Consider the following 13,498-nt stretch of genomic DNA (forward strand, 5'->3'; position numbering starts at 1 on the left):
CAGGCCGAGCGGGTGTGGGGGCAGCTGTCGGACGAGGTCGCGCAGTTGCGGAAATGGAAGGGGGGCAAGCCGTAGCTGCGCGTCTACCGGCCGTGAATCCTATGCGGGTTTCCGTTCCTCCATCGGCAGTGGTATCTCGAGATGTTATTCCGGTGCAGGGCGGGAGGATGGATCCGTTATGGTCGTATACTGAAAATTCACGGACGGAAGAAAGAAACCGATATGCACACCGAATCCATCGAACATTGGCTACACGACCATACGTTCGGCCAGGACAGGAAAGGATCCGCCGAGCGGCGAACGCTTATCGTGAGCATCGTTACGGTCCTGACCATGATAGTCGAGACCGCCGCAGGGCTCGCCTTCGGCTCGATGGCGCTCCTGGCCGACGGGCTACACATGGGAAGCCATGCCGCGGCGCTCGCGGTCTCCGTATTCGCCTACCGCTTCACCCGCGCCCATGCCGGGGATGCCCGTTTCAATTTCGGGACGGGCAAAGTGAATTCGCTGGCCGCGTTCGCAGGCGCAATGATGCTCTCGCTGTTCGCCCTGGCCATGGCCTGGGAGAGCGTCGCGCGTTTCCTGTCCCCGGTACCCATCGAATTCAACCAGGCGATCCTCGTCGCGGTTCTCGGACTGGCCGTCAACGGCGCATGCCTCGCCATTCTCGGCGGGCATGGCCACTCCCGCCATTCCTCCGTCCGCCGCGGCCACAAGGACCACAACCTGAGATCCGCCTATCTACATGTGCTGGCCGATGCGCTGACCTCGATTCTCGCGGTCTTTGCGCTTCTCGCCGCCAAATACCTCGGGCAGCAGTGGCTCGATCCTTTCATGGGGCTGGTCGGCGCGACGCTGGTGTTGAACTGGTCCCGGGGGTTGCTCCGCTCGTCCGCCCGCGTGCTTCTCGATCTTCAGGCACCCGACCAGGTCAGGGAGACAATTAGAAAGTCGATCGAATCGGAGGGAGACAACCGGATCTCCGATCTGCATGTGTGGTCTGTGGGGCCCGGGATCTATGCTGCGGAAGTCGTGGTCGTCTCATCGCGGCCTCTCGATCCGGACAGCTATTACGATCTCCTGCCCAAGGATCTCGGCCTTGTGCATGCAACGTTCGAAACCCGCCTGTGCGCAGCTAATGCAAGCGGGGCGCGCTGAAAAATTCAGCCATGTACGCGTGTATGTCCTATCCTTGCAGGAACTGTCGCCGGCTCATCGCCTTGCGCATTGCATGCCTCCCGCCATTCCGCCGACCGTTTCCAGCGCCTGTTCGATCTTCCCGGACCAGTACGCGGCATTGAGGCGAATGCAGTTTCCGTATTCCACACCGGTCGTGCTGAACACGGTCCCGGGAGCGACGCTGATTCCTTCCCGCAAAGCCATTTCGTAAAGTTTGCGGGAATCGACTTCCCCGGGCATTTCAACCCACAGGATAAACCCCCCTTCGGGCCGGGTGACGCGCGTTCCCACCGGAAAAAAACGCCCGACCGCGTCCCTCATCCTGTCCATCTGCCGCCTGTAGGCGCGGCGGATCGTCCTGAGGTGATGGTCGTACCCGCCGTTTACGAGAAACTCGGCCATCGCGAGCTGCGTCGGCGTCGCAGTGGCGATGTTGAACAGCGACTTGAGCTGCCGGATCCTCTGCCCGTATCTGCCGGGCACGATCCAGCCGACGCGGTAACCGGGCGCAAGGGTCTTGGAGAAAGACGAACATTGGAGCACCGTGCCTTTTTCGTCATATGCCTTGACCGCTGCGGGGCGCTCCGGGCCGAAGGCCAGGTCGCCGTACACGTCGTCTTCAATCAGTGGGATGTCGTGCTTCGCAAGGAGCGCCGCCAGTCTCCGCTTGTTCTCTTCGGGCATGACATAGCCCAGGGGATTGTTGAAATTCGCGATGACGAGGCAGGCATGGATCGGCTGGTTTCGGAGCGCGTACTCGAGGACGTCGATGTTCATCCCTTCCCGGTGCGTCGACGGGATCTCGACGATCTTGAGCCCCATCCACTGGATGGAATGGAGGAACGTGTAGAAAACGGGGGAACCGACGGCCACCGTGTCTCCCGGCCGGCAGACGGCCTGGAGCGCCAGCGTCACCGCCTCCACGCAACCCGAAGTGACGACGATGTCGTCGGGGGAGATTGTGCAGCCGGAATGGAGCATCCGCCGTGAGAGTTGCACGCGCAGCCTCTTGACCCCCCGCGCACCCGATAAAGATACGCTCTGGACGCGGAAGCGCCGCGATTCGGAGGCAAGCATCCGGTTCAGTTTGTCGATCGGCAGCAGATCGGGATTCGGAACGCCTCCCCCGAGAGGAACATGGGAAGGGTCGGCCATCGTACGCAATATCCGCAAAGGGATTTCATCGAGTGACACGCAGCACGCGACGGGCTCATCCCCGGCATGGAATTCAGGGTCTTTCACCGCAGGTTCGGGAAGCCGTGAGCGGACGTAGTAACCTGACTGGGGGCGGGCTTCCACGACCCCCATGTTTTCGAGGTTAGCGTACGCTTCCATGATCGTGTTGATGCTGACGTTCATCCGGCGGCTGAGTTCCCGGATGGAAGGAATCCGGTCGCCGGGCAGATAGGTTCCCTGCTCGATCAGCCCTCCGATCCGCGCGGCGACTTCCTCGTAGAGCAGTCTTTTAACGGAGATATCTTTCGATTTCGTCTCCATGGTGATTCGATTCTACCGCGAAATCGCGATGGATACAGTTACAATTTTCTTCTTAGGCTCTGGGTACAGTTTATTCGGACAGCCAACTGTCTCCATCCGGAAAGTGAGGGTATGTGTCTGGTCGTTTTTCCGCGTAACCCTCATATTCATAAGTGGATTCATAAAATTGACAAGGGAGGTAAAGCATCATGGCAATGACCGGGAAGATCAAGGAGCTCGTCGCGGTGGGCGCTTCTATCACCGCCAACTGTCAGCCCTGCCTTCAGTACCACTCGGCAAAGGCGCTCGAATTCGGGGCCGATCCGCAGGAGGTGGCGGAAGCGATCGAAATGGGGAAGCGGGTCCGCAAGGGGGCCGGGGCGAAAATGGACACATTCGCAGCCAGCCTGAACTGTGCCGTTCCCGCGGCGCCGGAGAGCAAAGTTCCCTGTTGCGGCGGATGACGCCGTCCGAAGGTCAATGTCTGTCGAAGGCCCCGAAGTCTATCTTCGGGGCCTTCTTCGTACGTGGTTCGTCCGGCGATCATCTAATATTCAGGAGGGCGGGATTGTCGTAACCATTGTTCGCGCGGCGCTCGCCGCAGGAGGTAAGGGAAAATGAAGATGAATGAAAAAGTTGCGACGATTCTTTCGATTATCGTCGGTTTACTGATCGCCGGCGGGACCGCGCTCGTCGACCGGGATTCCGTCGCGGCTTCATTGTCTGCCGGAAAGACCGGCGGAGCGGATTATCGAACCGGGGCCGCCTCACAGCCTGCGCCGGAACAGGGAAAAGCGATGGAGAAAGGAAAGGGGTCATTGCCCGGACATGCGGGATTCTGTCCAAATGAGGGCGATAAGATCGGTACGAAGTCAGGGCCGACGCGAGGCAAGGTTGTCTCGAAAAAACCGAGTCGCGGGCATGGGGGATTTCTCGCTCCGGGAGAGAGGTGCTGAGACGCCGTCCGGGGTGATGGATCGGAGTTCAAACAAAGCGAGGTGGCCGGTCCGAAGGCCGGCCACCTCCGCGAGCATTGCGCAGTTGCGGCCTTGACTACTGCAGTATGAAATAGGCCTTGATCGTACGGTTGTAAGTGACGTTCGGGAATGTATAGCTCGTTATCGCCCCCTTGTTGTAACCGTCGACGATTACGCGCGAGACCTTCCATCCCGGATTCGGTGTGATCGTGAAGGTCTGGCTTCCGCCCTTGGAAACGGGCGTCACGCCGGAAGGACTGATCGTCCCGCTTCCCGAGGAGCTGGCCGTTATGTAGTAGGTCATGTCCTGCACGAACGTCACGGCGATGGTGTGGTTTGCCGAGACGTCGTGGAAGATGTAGGTGTTGTACGGATTCTTCGGCGATCCGTCCACGGTCAACGTCCCGACCTTGTACCCCGCGGCAGGGGTGATGGTGCAGGTGATGTCCGTGCCGCCTTGTACGCTGGTGACGCCGGAAGGCGATATGGTCCCGTTTACTCCCGCGCTTGCCGTGATCGTGTACGTCTGGTTCGGCTCGAACGTGGCGGAAATCGAGTGGTTCGCGGTGAGAAAGTAGAATGTGTACGAACTCACCTGGCCGACCGGTGTGCCGTCGACAACGACATCGGCGATATGGAACCCGGCATTCGGCGTTACATATACGGCCTGGTTCGACCCCGCGGTCACGGTGAAGTTCCCCGCCGGTGAAATGCTGCCCCCCGGGCCCGCTCCGGCGGTGATGGTATAAGAGCCTTTCGGCGACATCAGGTATTCGAGTGTCTCGGCGTCGTAGCCCAGCACCTGGCCCTGGCCGACCGAATTACCCACCGTCTGGCCCGCCGCGTTCGACAGGTTCACCGAGGAGGAAGAGCCCTCCGGGGTCTTGTACGGGAACTTTACGTTGATCCGCTTGAGGCTGCCGCTCAGCGGCGAAGCTGCCGGCAGGCTGGTCTGCACGAGCCCCGAACCGCCGTCCGCCGGCTGGGTGAAGAGCGAAAAGTTCTTATCGAAGAAGCCCACTGAGTAGGGGCTGTACTTCGGGTTGACAGGGTCGCTGCTCGAGTGGCACATCAGGCAACCGCCGCCCGCAGGAGACCCGAGAGTCGGGTTCGTCGCGTCCGATAGAGGACGGACGTTGTGGCTTAAGGTGAACTGGTTGAAGTAGAAGTGCATGACGGGATTGGAAGGCCCGCCGGCCAGGCCGATCCGGGTGATGAAATCGGCGATCTCCTGCGGCTTGTTCACGATGAGGGCCTTGTCGCCGCCCTGCGTGCGATTGAGCGGCCAGTCGAACACGCCGTCGCCGTCTGCGTCTCCGTAATATGCCCGCAGCAGTTCGGCTGCCTTCTTGCCGAGCCGCTGGTAGGTGGGCGAAATGCTGCCTGCCTCCTCGCCCGCCTGGGTGGTTGCGTTTGCCCATACCGTAACTGCCATGATCCCGAACGGCTCGATTACTACGGGGCCTGCGCCGTGCCCTCTTTGACGCCAGAGATTGAGAGGTCTACGGTTGATCCCCGTAGCCCCAGCCTCCAGCGTCTGCGTGCGCTCGAACGTTTGATACGGACCCACGGTGAAGTCCGCCAGGTCCTGGTCGACAGGCCCGTTCAGCCACGGGATATGGCATGTCTTGCAGGAGATCTTCGTGAAGTGAATGCCCGGAAATCCCGCATGGCCCGCATCGGGAACGGGTGCGCTCGCCGAGTTGGGATGCGTCCGGGTGACATGACAGCTTTCGCAGGTGACCGTGTCATCAAGCTGGTCCATGTTCTTGCCGTCGGGTGCGTTGTCTCCCTTTGCAAACTGGTGGTCGATCTTGAAGACGGTGACCGCCGGCTGGATCACATTGCCCGAGCTGTCGGTGAGGGCCGGGTAGCTGCCCTCGAGGGCGTTATGGCAATCGGTGCAGGACATCCTGATCCCCGTGCCGTTGTAGGCCGGCCATTTCATGTGCGCGTCGTGGTTGAGGTTGTCGTTGATGGATTCGCCGCGCTTCCCGCCTTCCACGCGGCCTTTCACGGCGTTCCATGCAGAGTCGTTGTTTCCGTCCTTGCCGTTCACACCGGGGATCTCGTCACCGTCCTTCGTCGATCCCGGGGCCATGTACTTCTGGAAAGCGGTGAACCCCAGCGGCTTTGAGGAAGGACCGCACTTGGCGGGATCGACGCAGCCGTTGCTGGCAAGGCTTCGGTCGGGGAAGTGGCAGAGCGCGCAGTTCTCCGACCCGGGCTTTCCGGCGATGTCGGTTGTCCTCAAGGTGACGGGGTTCCCTGCCGTGCCCGCACTGCCCACGAACTCGTTCCACGACCAGGTCGACGTGGCAGGGTTAGGATTGATGCCGGGGGCGCCCTTGGTCGTAATGTTCAGTAGACCGGCCTCGCCGGTGCCTGCGCCCACGAGTCCCAGCGACGCCGCGAGCTTCGGCGCCGTCGCGCCCGGAAAGGCGTAGTTCCTCTCCAGGTTGGCGTAGCGTCCCGCGTAGTGGCACATGAGGCAGTCCACTTCGGCGACTCCGCCCGCTGCCGGCGAGTTGTATTTCTTGCCGACTGTTTTATACGTTCCCGTCGAAGGATCGAGCACGGACTTCATCGTGCCCTGGATTATCAGCTGGTCCGCAGGGTAAACGCCGGTGGTCGAGGTCGTCTCGAAAAAACCCGCTCCCGCATAGGAAGAGGCGTCCGGTCCGGCCAGGATGCCGAATATTTTGTAATCCGCATCCTTCTGGAGAGGGTTAACGCCGGGCTGCAAGCCGCCGACCGTTCCGTCGAAGCGGAAACCATCACGGTCGTATTCAAGGGGGCCGCCTCCCGGATGGCACCAGGCACAGCCGGAAGTGCGGAAATCATCGGTGGTCAGGTCGATTCTGCTTGCGGTCGTTTCATTCATGTCCGCCAACTGGCGGTTGGAGGGCGGTCAATACTTGCCGAACATGCCTGGAGAACTTGTGAAACCCGGCAGGCCGTAGTAGGTCCGCTGTGTGTCCCCCCATGCTACGTTCATCCCCTGCTGGAAATGGAACCCCGCCGATACGCCGTGGGACGGCACTGTAACGGAATACGGCGCTCCTGCTATACCCCCGGCGGTCTGCTGCTTGACGACAGAGGTCGGGTCGATCTCATAGGTGTGGCAGGATCCGCAAGTCTGTTTAGGACTGTAGGGTATGTTGCTCCCCGCGGTTATCACCGCCCCGGTTGAACCCTTGAGCTGCACGTCGACCGGGTGCGCTGCTTGCGCTATCCCGGCGACGCCCAGTAGCCAATGAACCGCCAACACTGCTTGAACCGTCCGTCTACCCATCGTGCTCCTCCTTCGATTGATGTGGGGTGCCGAAACGAAACAAGGCAATAAGCCGGTATTTATATACGCAGAATGCGTGCCGGATCGATTGAAGTAAAAACATCTATGGAAACGGTAACTTACGCAGGAAAGAGAGCTATTTGAAAACGTTTCGGGGGGTTTACGTATGTTTCATCTTCCATCCATTGCCTGTCCGTTGGAGTTTAAACAAGAAAAAGACTCGATACTACGGGAAGTAAGACGGGATGTGGTGAGAGGCACCGTGCTGAAACATCTGCTGAAACGTGTTTCACGGTGAAACATCTCCCGGGCAGGTGCAAGCTTGAAAGGCCACCTCCGGCAGTCCCTTCATCACCGGATCTCGCGCCCATCTGCCATTCAGCCGATCGTTTTCATACACCTGCTCGATCCGCTCGGACGAGTACGCTGCATTGGGGCGGATAAAGAAGGCCCCGAAGCATGCCTTCGGGGCCTTTATCCCGGGGATTGCCCGGAAAGCTGCACTCAATGCCCGGCCGCATCTCCCCATAATTCTTTCAGACGATTGTCGCGGCCGCACCGATCGCGATAGTAACTGTAACGGATCGGGTTCTTCTTGTAGTAGTGCTGGTGATACTCCTCCGCCGGATAGAATTCGCCCGCCCTGGTAACCTCGGTGACGATCGGTTCCTTGAAGGGTTTGGACTTCTCCAGCGCCTCCCTGGACTTGAGAGCCAGAGCACGCTGCTCCTCCGTGTGATGAAAAATCTCCGTGCGGTACTGATGCCCGACGTCGCAGAACTGGCGGTCCTTGGCGGTCGGATCCGTGTTGTGCCAGAAGACATCGAGCAACTTGTCGTAACCGATGCGGGCCGGGTCGTAGACGATCTGTACAGCTTCGGCATGTCCGGTTCCACCGGCGGATACCTGCTTGTACGCCGGATTATTTAATTTCCCTCCTGTGTACCCGGGTGTGACCGAGACCACCCCGGGCAGCTTGTCGAAAGGCGCTTCCATGCACCAGAAGCAACCGCCGGCGAAAGTCGCTTTCTCCGGTTTCGCAACGGCAGTTTTCTTCGTATCGGCCATCGATTCGCTCCCGGCGATAACCGTGGCGGTCGAAATGAGCGACAACAGCATCGTTATCATGGACTTCCTAAGCACCCGCATGTTCTTCCTCCTCACTTCCTTTCCTTCTCGGGTTTGGCGAATGAAAGAGCCGCCGAGTTCATGCAGTAGCGAAGCCCGGTCGGTTTCGGTCCGTCGTCGAACACGTGGCCCAGGTGGGCGTCGCATCTTGCGCAAATTACTTCCGTCCTTTTGCTGAACCAGCTCGAATCGTCCTCTGTGCGGATATTCTCCCCGGCGATCGGAGCGAAATAGCTTGGCCATCCGGTCCCGGAATCGTATTTGGTATCGGAACGGAACAAGTCCGTGCCGCAGCAAACGCACCGATAAATCCCTTTTTCGTAATGGCCGTCGTATTTCCCGGTAAAGGCCCTTTCGGTTCCCTTCTTCCGGGTTATCCGGAATTGTTCGGGTGTAAGCAGGCTCTGCCACTCCCGTTCCGTCCTGACGACTTTTTCCACTACTACATATCCATCCTTGTCGGCCGAATAGATCCTGATCCGTTCCTTCTCCATCGCTTTCCCGTCCTTCCGACCCTGCGGCGGCTCCGCGGAGTATGCCCGGCCCTTCGGAAACGAAACGCCGAGCAATGCGCCTCCCGCCAGGAGCAGGGCGGCGCGAAGAAACTCGCCTCTTCCCAAAGTCACTGTCATCAACCTGTCCATTTTGTATCTGCCTCCCGTCTTTTCATTAAATGATGCCCCGGAGCCGGGTGCCGGATCTTGCGTTGCCCGCGGCTTCCGGTTTTCTTTCGTCAATCAGTCGCGGCACGGAGGAAATCCTTACAGCCCTAACCCGCATTTCTCAGTGCGGGTTAACCGGTCTTTTTATCTACCGGAAATATTTTTCGACGTGTAAGGAATCGGTTCTTTCGGCGACGAACGGCCAGGAACAAAAATTTAGGCAAGGAGGATGTACCGATGAAGAATGTATTTGTGATAGTTGCTTTGACCGTCGGGCTGCTGTCCGGCTCGATCCCGGGGGCATCGCTTGCGGGTGAGGCAAGAATCGCGGGGATGGCCGACCTTTCCAATGCCGCCGCCGAACGGACGGCAAGCGACTCCATGCAGGCCGCGGGTCCTATCGAGTCCGGCGCCCTGCCGGGGGGGTCGGGAGGCATGTCCATGGCCGGAGGGACGGCATCGGCTGACGACAGCATCCCTGCCGTTGAAACCGGCGGCGTGAAACACCGTGTCGGCCTTGACACGGGACCGTAGATAAATCAACCTGCCCCGGCGGCACAGGCTTCCGCACCGCTCCCCCCCCCGCGGGAGCCCCTGCCGCCGGTAACATCAGAATTATTTTTTTCGCCGCAAGCTTCAGCGGGAACCTTTTCGGCGCCTTGCATTATCTAAGCATGTGCCATGCGGGATATCGGGAATGCCGATCCGTCGGATTGGGTGGACAGCTACGGGAACTACCTGTTCCGGTACGCGATGCTCAGGTTGCGGGACCGCACCGCGGCGGAAGACGTTGTCCAGGAGACATTCCTCGCGGCTTTGAAGGACCGGGGATCTTTTTCCGGAATCTCTTCGGAAGCGACCTGGCTGGTCGGGATCCTCAAGCACAAGATCGGCGATCATTTCAGGCGGCAGGCAAGGGAAACTCCCCTGATGGAGGAAAATCCGGGGGAACATCCCGATGCGGAATATCTCGATGAGGCGGGGCACTGGACGGCCGGACCCGCCGAATGGGGCCGTAATCCCGCGGAAATTTACCGAAACAAGGAGTTCGTGGAACGGTTCAGGAAGTGCCTCGCGGGTCTTTCCCCGAACCACGCCAACGCTTTCACTCTCCGGGAAACGGAGGGTTTGGGAACCGCCGAGATCTGTAAGATTCTGGGCGTCTCCGAGACAAACCTTGGGGTGATCCTGCACCGCGCCCGGTCGCTGCTGCGCCGGTGCCTGGAAACCCTCTGGTTCGGCAAAACCGCGGGAGAAGGATCGTGATGCTTTCCTGCAAGGATGTGACAATACTGCTTTCCGGGTCGATGGACGCTTCTCTCCCCATCGGCAAGCGGATCGGCGTGCGCGTTCACCTGATCATCTGCAAGTGGTGCGCGAGATACAAGCGGCAGCTCGTCCTGATCCGCGAGACGGTCAGGCGCCTCGCATCAGCCGTTGAAAAACCCGGAGAATTGCCCGGCGAATCGTTGTCGGAGGAAGCGAAGGAGCGCATCAGGAAATCGATAAAAGGCCTGTAGATGGTGAGAAATGCGGATTAAAGGGTCATTTATCGCCGGTGGTGTTTCTGCTTAAACCTTCTCCCGCCAATCCTGTCTTCGCTTCGAAGACAAGCGCATAGTCGCCGAAGCACCGGCGGATGCCCGCCTGCAGGTCGGCGAATGACTGACTGGCGATCTCGGCGTGCGTAAGCACTGGTTTCTTCAGGGTGACTTTCGAGGTAACCAGCAGGTCGTCGCTCTCTTCGCCGGCCTCCCATGACGCGTCGACCCAAGGCGACTCGACGGCGCAGACCCCGGGATTTTTCCCGACGAGACTGCTCCCCGCGATGCGCTCTATGGATTCAGATACGCCGGGAGGACCGAGGAAGAGATCGCCCTGGTCCTTTGCGGGATCGACGAGCGAAAACATTCGCATGATCTTGTGAGAGAGTCCGTATGCAAGCCCCGCAGTCGTCCTTATGGCGACTCCCTCGACTTCCGCGGTGAAATCGATCGTCATGTCTTTTACGATCGGTGAGAGCATGTCGAATTCGCCTACCGTGCCGGTTACCACCCGGCGTCCTCCCGAAAAGAAGCGAAGCAACCCGAATTTTATGGTATCGGGAGGTGAAAATCGGCCCAGGCCGGTAAGCAATTCCGCCTGGCGTCCCAGCAGCTCCATGCGCCCCTTGATCTTCGCGTTTCCACCCGGCGTGAAATTGTATGTTTCGATCCCCCGGATCGTGCCTGCCGACGGCGGAAGAAACGGAACATGCGTTTTCCGCAGCTTGCCGTTTTCCAGGACGAGCGCATCGCGGCCCATCAGGTCGGCCGGGATTCCTTGCGCAAAGCTGACCTGGTTCGTCGGATCTATCCAGTACGTCGTCCCCTCGTGCGCTACGCGGACGACCGCATGGTTGTAGGCGTCGGGGGTCGCCAGAGGAAGAGGGACGGGCGGTATGGCTCCGCGATGTATCCACGCGATGTCGGCGCCGACGCCTGCATTCCGCAGAATGGCCGCCACGGCCGTCGCCATGTCCTTGCAGTCGCCGTATTGCGACGAGGCGATCTGCGCCAGGTGTCTCGGCACGTAGCCGTTCTTGTTCGGGCGCCAATCGCCGAAATACCGGATTCCCCCGGAGAATGAAGAAGTGAGAGCGTTGAGTCGATCCACGAAGGCGCCGGTGCCGTTCGCAAACTCCTTCAACAGCGCATCGAACATCGCAGGAAGCGGCTCGGCTATTGTTTTCTCGTAGACGTCAAGGACGGAGGCCGCCGGGACGTCGAGCGTCCTGTCCGTGGAGAATTGCACGTAAGGAAGGCGGTCTTCCGGCAGGAACGAGGATTTCTGCTCCTCGACCAGCCTGCGGAAAAACGCTTTTCTCAGCCTGACCCGGTGAGTTTCGATCTGTTCGCCGGAATCGCGCGAGATTTCCAGGAGGTTGTCGGGATCGTTGACGGCTGCAAGCAGAGGTGTTTTGGATCGTATCGTCAGATCGAAACCGTTGCACGCGGCCCTTGTTCCCGGGAAGAAGGCCCGGGAGTAGTGTCCGGGGAACGAAACTTCCTTCTGGGTCCTCCTGGTGCGGAGCCGGACGATGGAGTCGACCTGAACCCCCGAGAACGGAACCGTGATTTTGGAATACTCATCGAACCCGGGCATATTGGTCGCAACCGGTTTGTCTTCAATGGCTTCGCGCGGAACCGTGATCGTCTTCCCGCCCGTCACCGCCTCGGCGGAAAGGACTTCCACCTTGAAAACTCTTGCGTTATAGACGAAATTCCACGTCCCGATGTCCTCTCGCCCGGCCTCGTTGCGAATCCGTATCTCCTTCTCCTCCTCCTCGACGAAGCGGCCGTCCCGGTCGACATCTATCGTTACGCTGTGCCGCGTGACGGTCGCCGGGGCATCCTCGATGGAGGCGAAACGAGCGCTAGCCTGCAATGGAGAAACCACGGACAGGAAAATCGACAGCAGCGGGATGAGAAAAAGACGGTTTGTCATTTTGTCGGGTTGCATTTTACCATCCGATGCCTGAACTTCCCCCTATTTTTACAGAGCTTCTTCATTATTTATGGTATTTCGGCGGTCCGGCCCGAAAAGTTCAATTGTCGCGTGTGACGATACAGGTCCGATTTCGACCCGGCCGAATTACCCCTTGGTGGGTTCACGGAATGTGTGGTAATGAAAGGAATATTTATCTGCATCGATGCGCGGCGCGACACGGATATATAAGTCGGAAGGAGGTTATGCAAATGCGGCATCGCTTTCGAAAGGGAGGAGTCGTTCTTGCGGGGGTCCTTGCGATCGCTTTTGCGATCGGAACATTTCTTCACATGGGTCCGGCCGAGGCCGCAAAGCCGCGGCCGGATGGGAAGATTCCTTATTTCGCGCCGAAAGAGACGATCACAAGCGGGACTTTCGAGGTTTTCCTCAAGGAGGAAGGAACCTGGCGCAAGGTCGCTTCGCTGCCGTTCGATCTCGCGTTCCGTGAGAAAGCGGTCCGGCTCGGAAAGGTCGCCCGGTTTTCAGGCGGCGTCACGGTCAGGCTCCTGAAGAAGGGCGGCGGACCTGCCCATATAGACGCGATCTTCCTCTCCGGCAAGCCGCCCCGCCTGATTTCGGGGACTTCGGAGACGCAAGGGCCGATGTTGGTATCCCGACGCGATTTCGACGTGATCGATGCTTCGGAAGGGACGCTCGAATTCACCTTTCCGGCCCCCGCGGGAGATGCGGTCCTTACCCTGGTCGCGCGGATACAGGGAGAGAAAATCTCGACCACACCATTCCGGTTCCCCCTCTCCAACCTCTTCAAGCCGATGACAGCGGCGTCCCATTTCTACTCCTACCGTTGGAAAGAGGGGGCTGCGGCGTTCGGTCCGGGAGGCAAGGCCCTCGAACGGACCCCGCAATTATTCCGCGAATTTTGCCGAGCCGGGACGGGACACCCCTCCGGGTTCGCTTACGGCTGGGTCGGAAACGATGGAAAAAACCTTTATGTCAGGATCGATTTCACCGGCGATAACACCCGCGACGGCGACAAGGACTACGCCAAGGTATATGTAAATACCCCGCAGGGTCTCAAGGAATTCAAGGTTTCGGAGGTGGAGACAAGATGGGGCAAGACTTCGTTTACCTATACCGACAAGGTATCGTACCGCCACAAGGTATACGATTTCGCGATTCCGGCGGATGAGATCGGCCTGCCTCCGGACCGGACGGGCGGAACGCTTTCGCTGGCCTTCGCCGCCTACGGAACGGAGGCGGCATCCCTGTCCGTCGTTTCGACGAACCCTGAA

General features: G+C 59.5%; 12 protein-coding genes. 6 read left to right on the forward strand and 6 right to left on the reverse strand.

Annotated features, from left to right (window positions below; genetic code table 11):
* Positions 1-222: 222 nt before the first annotated feature.
* The gene (gene dmeF, locus HY896_02820; GenBank protein ID MBI5575278.1) at positions 223-1,158 is read left to right on the forward strand and encodes a CDF family Co(II)/Ni(II) efflux transporter DmeF; all 936 of its coding nucleotides are present in this window, start codon (positions 223-225) and stop codon (positions 1,156-1,158) included.
* A 54-nt stretch (positions 1,159-1,212) separates the two neighbouring features.
* Here dmeF and HY896_02825 read toward each other — a convergent pair whose 3' ends face one another.
* Positions 1,213-2,676 (reverse strand): PLP-dependent aminotransferase family protein, encoded by a 1,464-nt coding sequence (locus tag HY896_02825; protein ID MBI5575279.1) that lies wholly within the window; start codon positions 2,674-2,676, stop codon positions 1,213-1,215.
* Between the two features lie 188 nt (positions 2,677-2,864).
* Between HY896_02825 and HY896_02830 the strand changes: the two genes are divergently transcribed.
* On the forward strand, positions 2,865-3,119 hold the full coding sequence (locus tag HY896_02830; protein ID MBI5575280.1) for a carboxymuconolactone decarboxylase family protein: 255 nt from the start codon (positions 2,865-2,867) through the stop codon (positions 3,117-3,119).
* A gap of 589 nt (positions 3,120-3,708) precedes the next feature.
* Here HY896_02830 and HY896_02835 read toward each other — a convergent pair.
* From HY896_02835 to msrB, 4 genes are all read right to left on the reverse strand, one after another.
* Positions 3,709-6,516: a hypothetical protein gene (locus tag HY896_02835; GenBank protein MBI5575281.1), complete on the reverse strand. Its 2,808-nt coding sequence runs from the start codon at positions 6,514-6,516 to the stop codon at positions 3,709-3,711.
* Positions 6,517-6,543: 27 nt separating this feature from the next.
* On the reverse strand, positions 6,544-6,927 hold the full coding sequence (locus HY896_02840) for a hypothetical protein (GenBank protein ID MBI5575282.1): 384 nt from the start codon (positions 6,925-6,927) through the stop codon (positions 6,544-6,546).
* A gap of 504 nt (positions 6,928-7,431) precedes the next feature.
* A complete protein-coding gene (gene msrA / locus HY896_02845) occupies positions 7,432-8,046 on the reverse strand; it encodes a peptide-methionine (S)-S-oxide reductase MsrA (protein ID MBI5575283.1) in 615 nt (204 codons plus the stop codon).
* A gap of 41 nt (positions 8,047-8,087) precedes the next feature.
* Positions 8,088-8,549, reverse strand: coding sequence for a peptide-methionine (R)-S-oxide reductase MsrB (gene msrB, locus HY896_02850; protein MBI5575284.1), 462 nt, complete (start codon positions 8,547-8,549; stop codon positions 8,088-8,090).
* Between the two features lie 405 nt (positions 8,550-8,954).
* Between msrB and HY896_02855 the strand changes: the two genes are divergently transcribed.
* From HY896_02855 to HY896_02865, 3 genes are all read left to right on the forward strand, one after another.
* Positions 8,955-9,251, forward strand: a complete 297-nt coding sequence (locus HY896_02855; protein ID MBI5575285.1) for a hypothetical protein — start codon at positions 8,955-8,957, stop codon at positions 9,249-9,251.
* Positions 9,252-9,398: 147 nt separating this feature from the next.
* Positions 9,399-9,983, forward strand: coding sequence for a sigma-70 family RNA polymerase sigma factor (locus HY896_02860; GenBank protein ID MBI5575286.1), 585 nt, complete (start codon positions 9,399-9,401; stop codon positions 9,981-9,983).
* Complete coding sequence (locus tag HY896_02865; protein MBI5575287.1) at positions 9,980-10,237, forward strand: zf-HC2 domain-containing protein; 258 nt, start codon at positions 9,980-9,982, stop codon at positions 10,235-10,237. The genes HY896_02860 and HY896_02865 overlap by 4 nt, the downstream gene beginning before the upstream one ends.
* Positions 10,238-10,262: 25 nt before the next feature.
* On the opposite strand, the gene HY896_02870 is transcribed toward HY896_02865, so the two are convergent.
* Positions 10,263-12,218: a DUF3857 domain-containing protein gene (locus HY896_02870; GenBank protein MBI5575288.1), complete on the reverse strand. Its 1,956-nt coding sequence runs from the start codon at positions 12,216-12,218 to the stop codon at positions 10,263-10,265.
* A gap of 236 nt (positions 12,219-12,454) precedes the next feature.
* Here HY896_02870 and HY896_02875 point away from each other — a divergent pair.
* The coding region (locus HY896_02875; protein ID MBI5575289.1) for a hypothetical protein at positions 12,455-13,498 on the forward strand (1,044 nt) is incomplete at its 3' end.

It is taken from the genome of Deltaproteobacteria bacterium (genome assembly GCA_016218975.1).
Taxonomy (GTDB): domain Bacteria; phylum Desulfobacterota; class Deferrimicrobia; order Deferrimicrobiales; family Deferrimicrobiaceae; genus JAENIX01.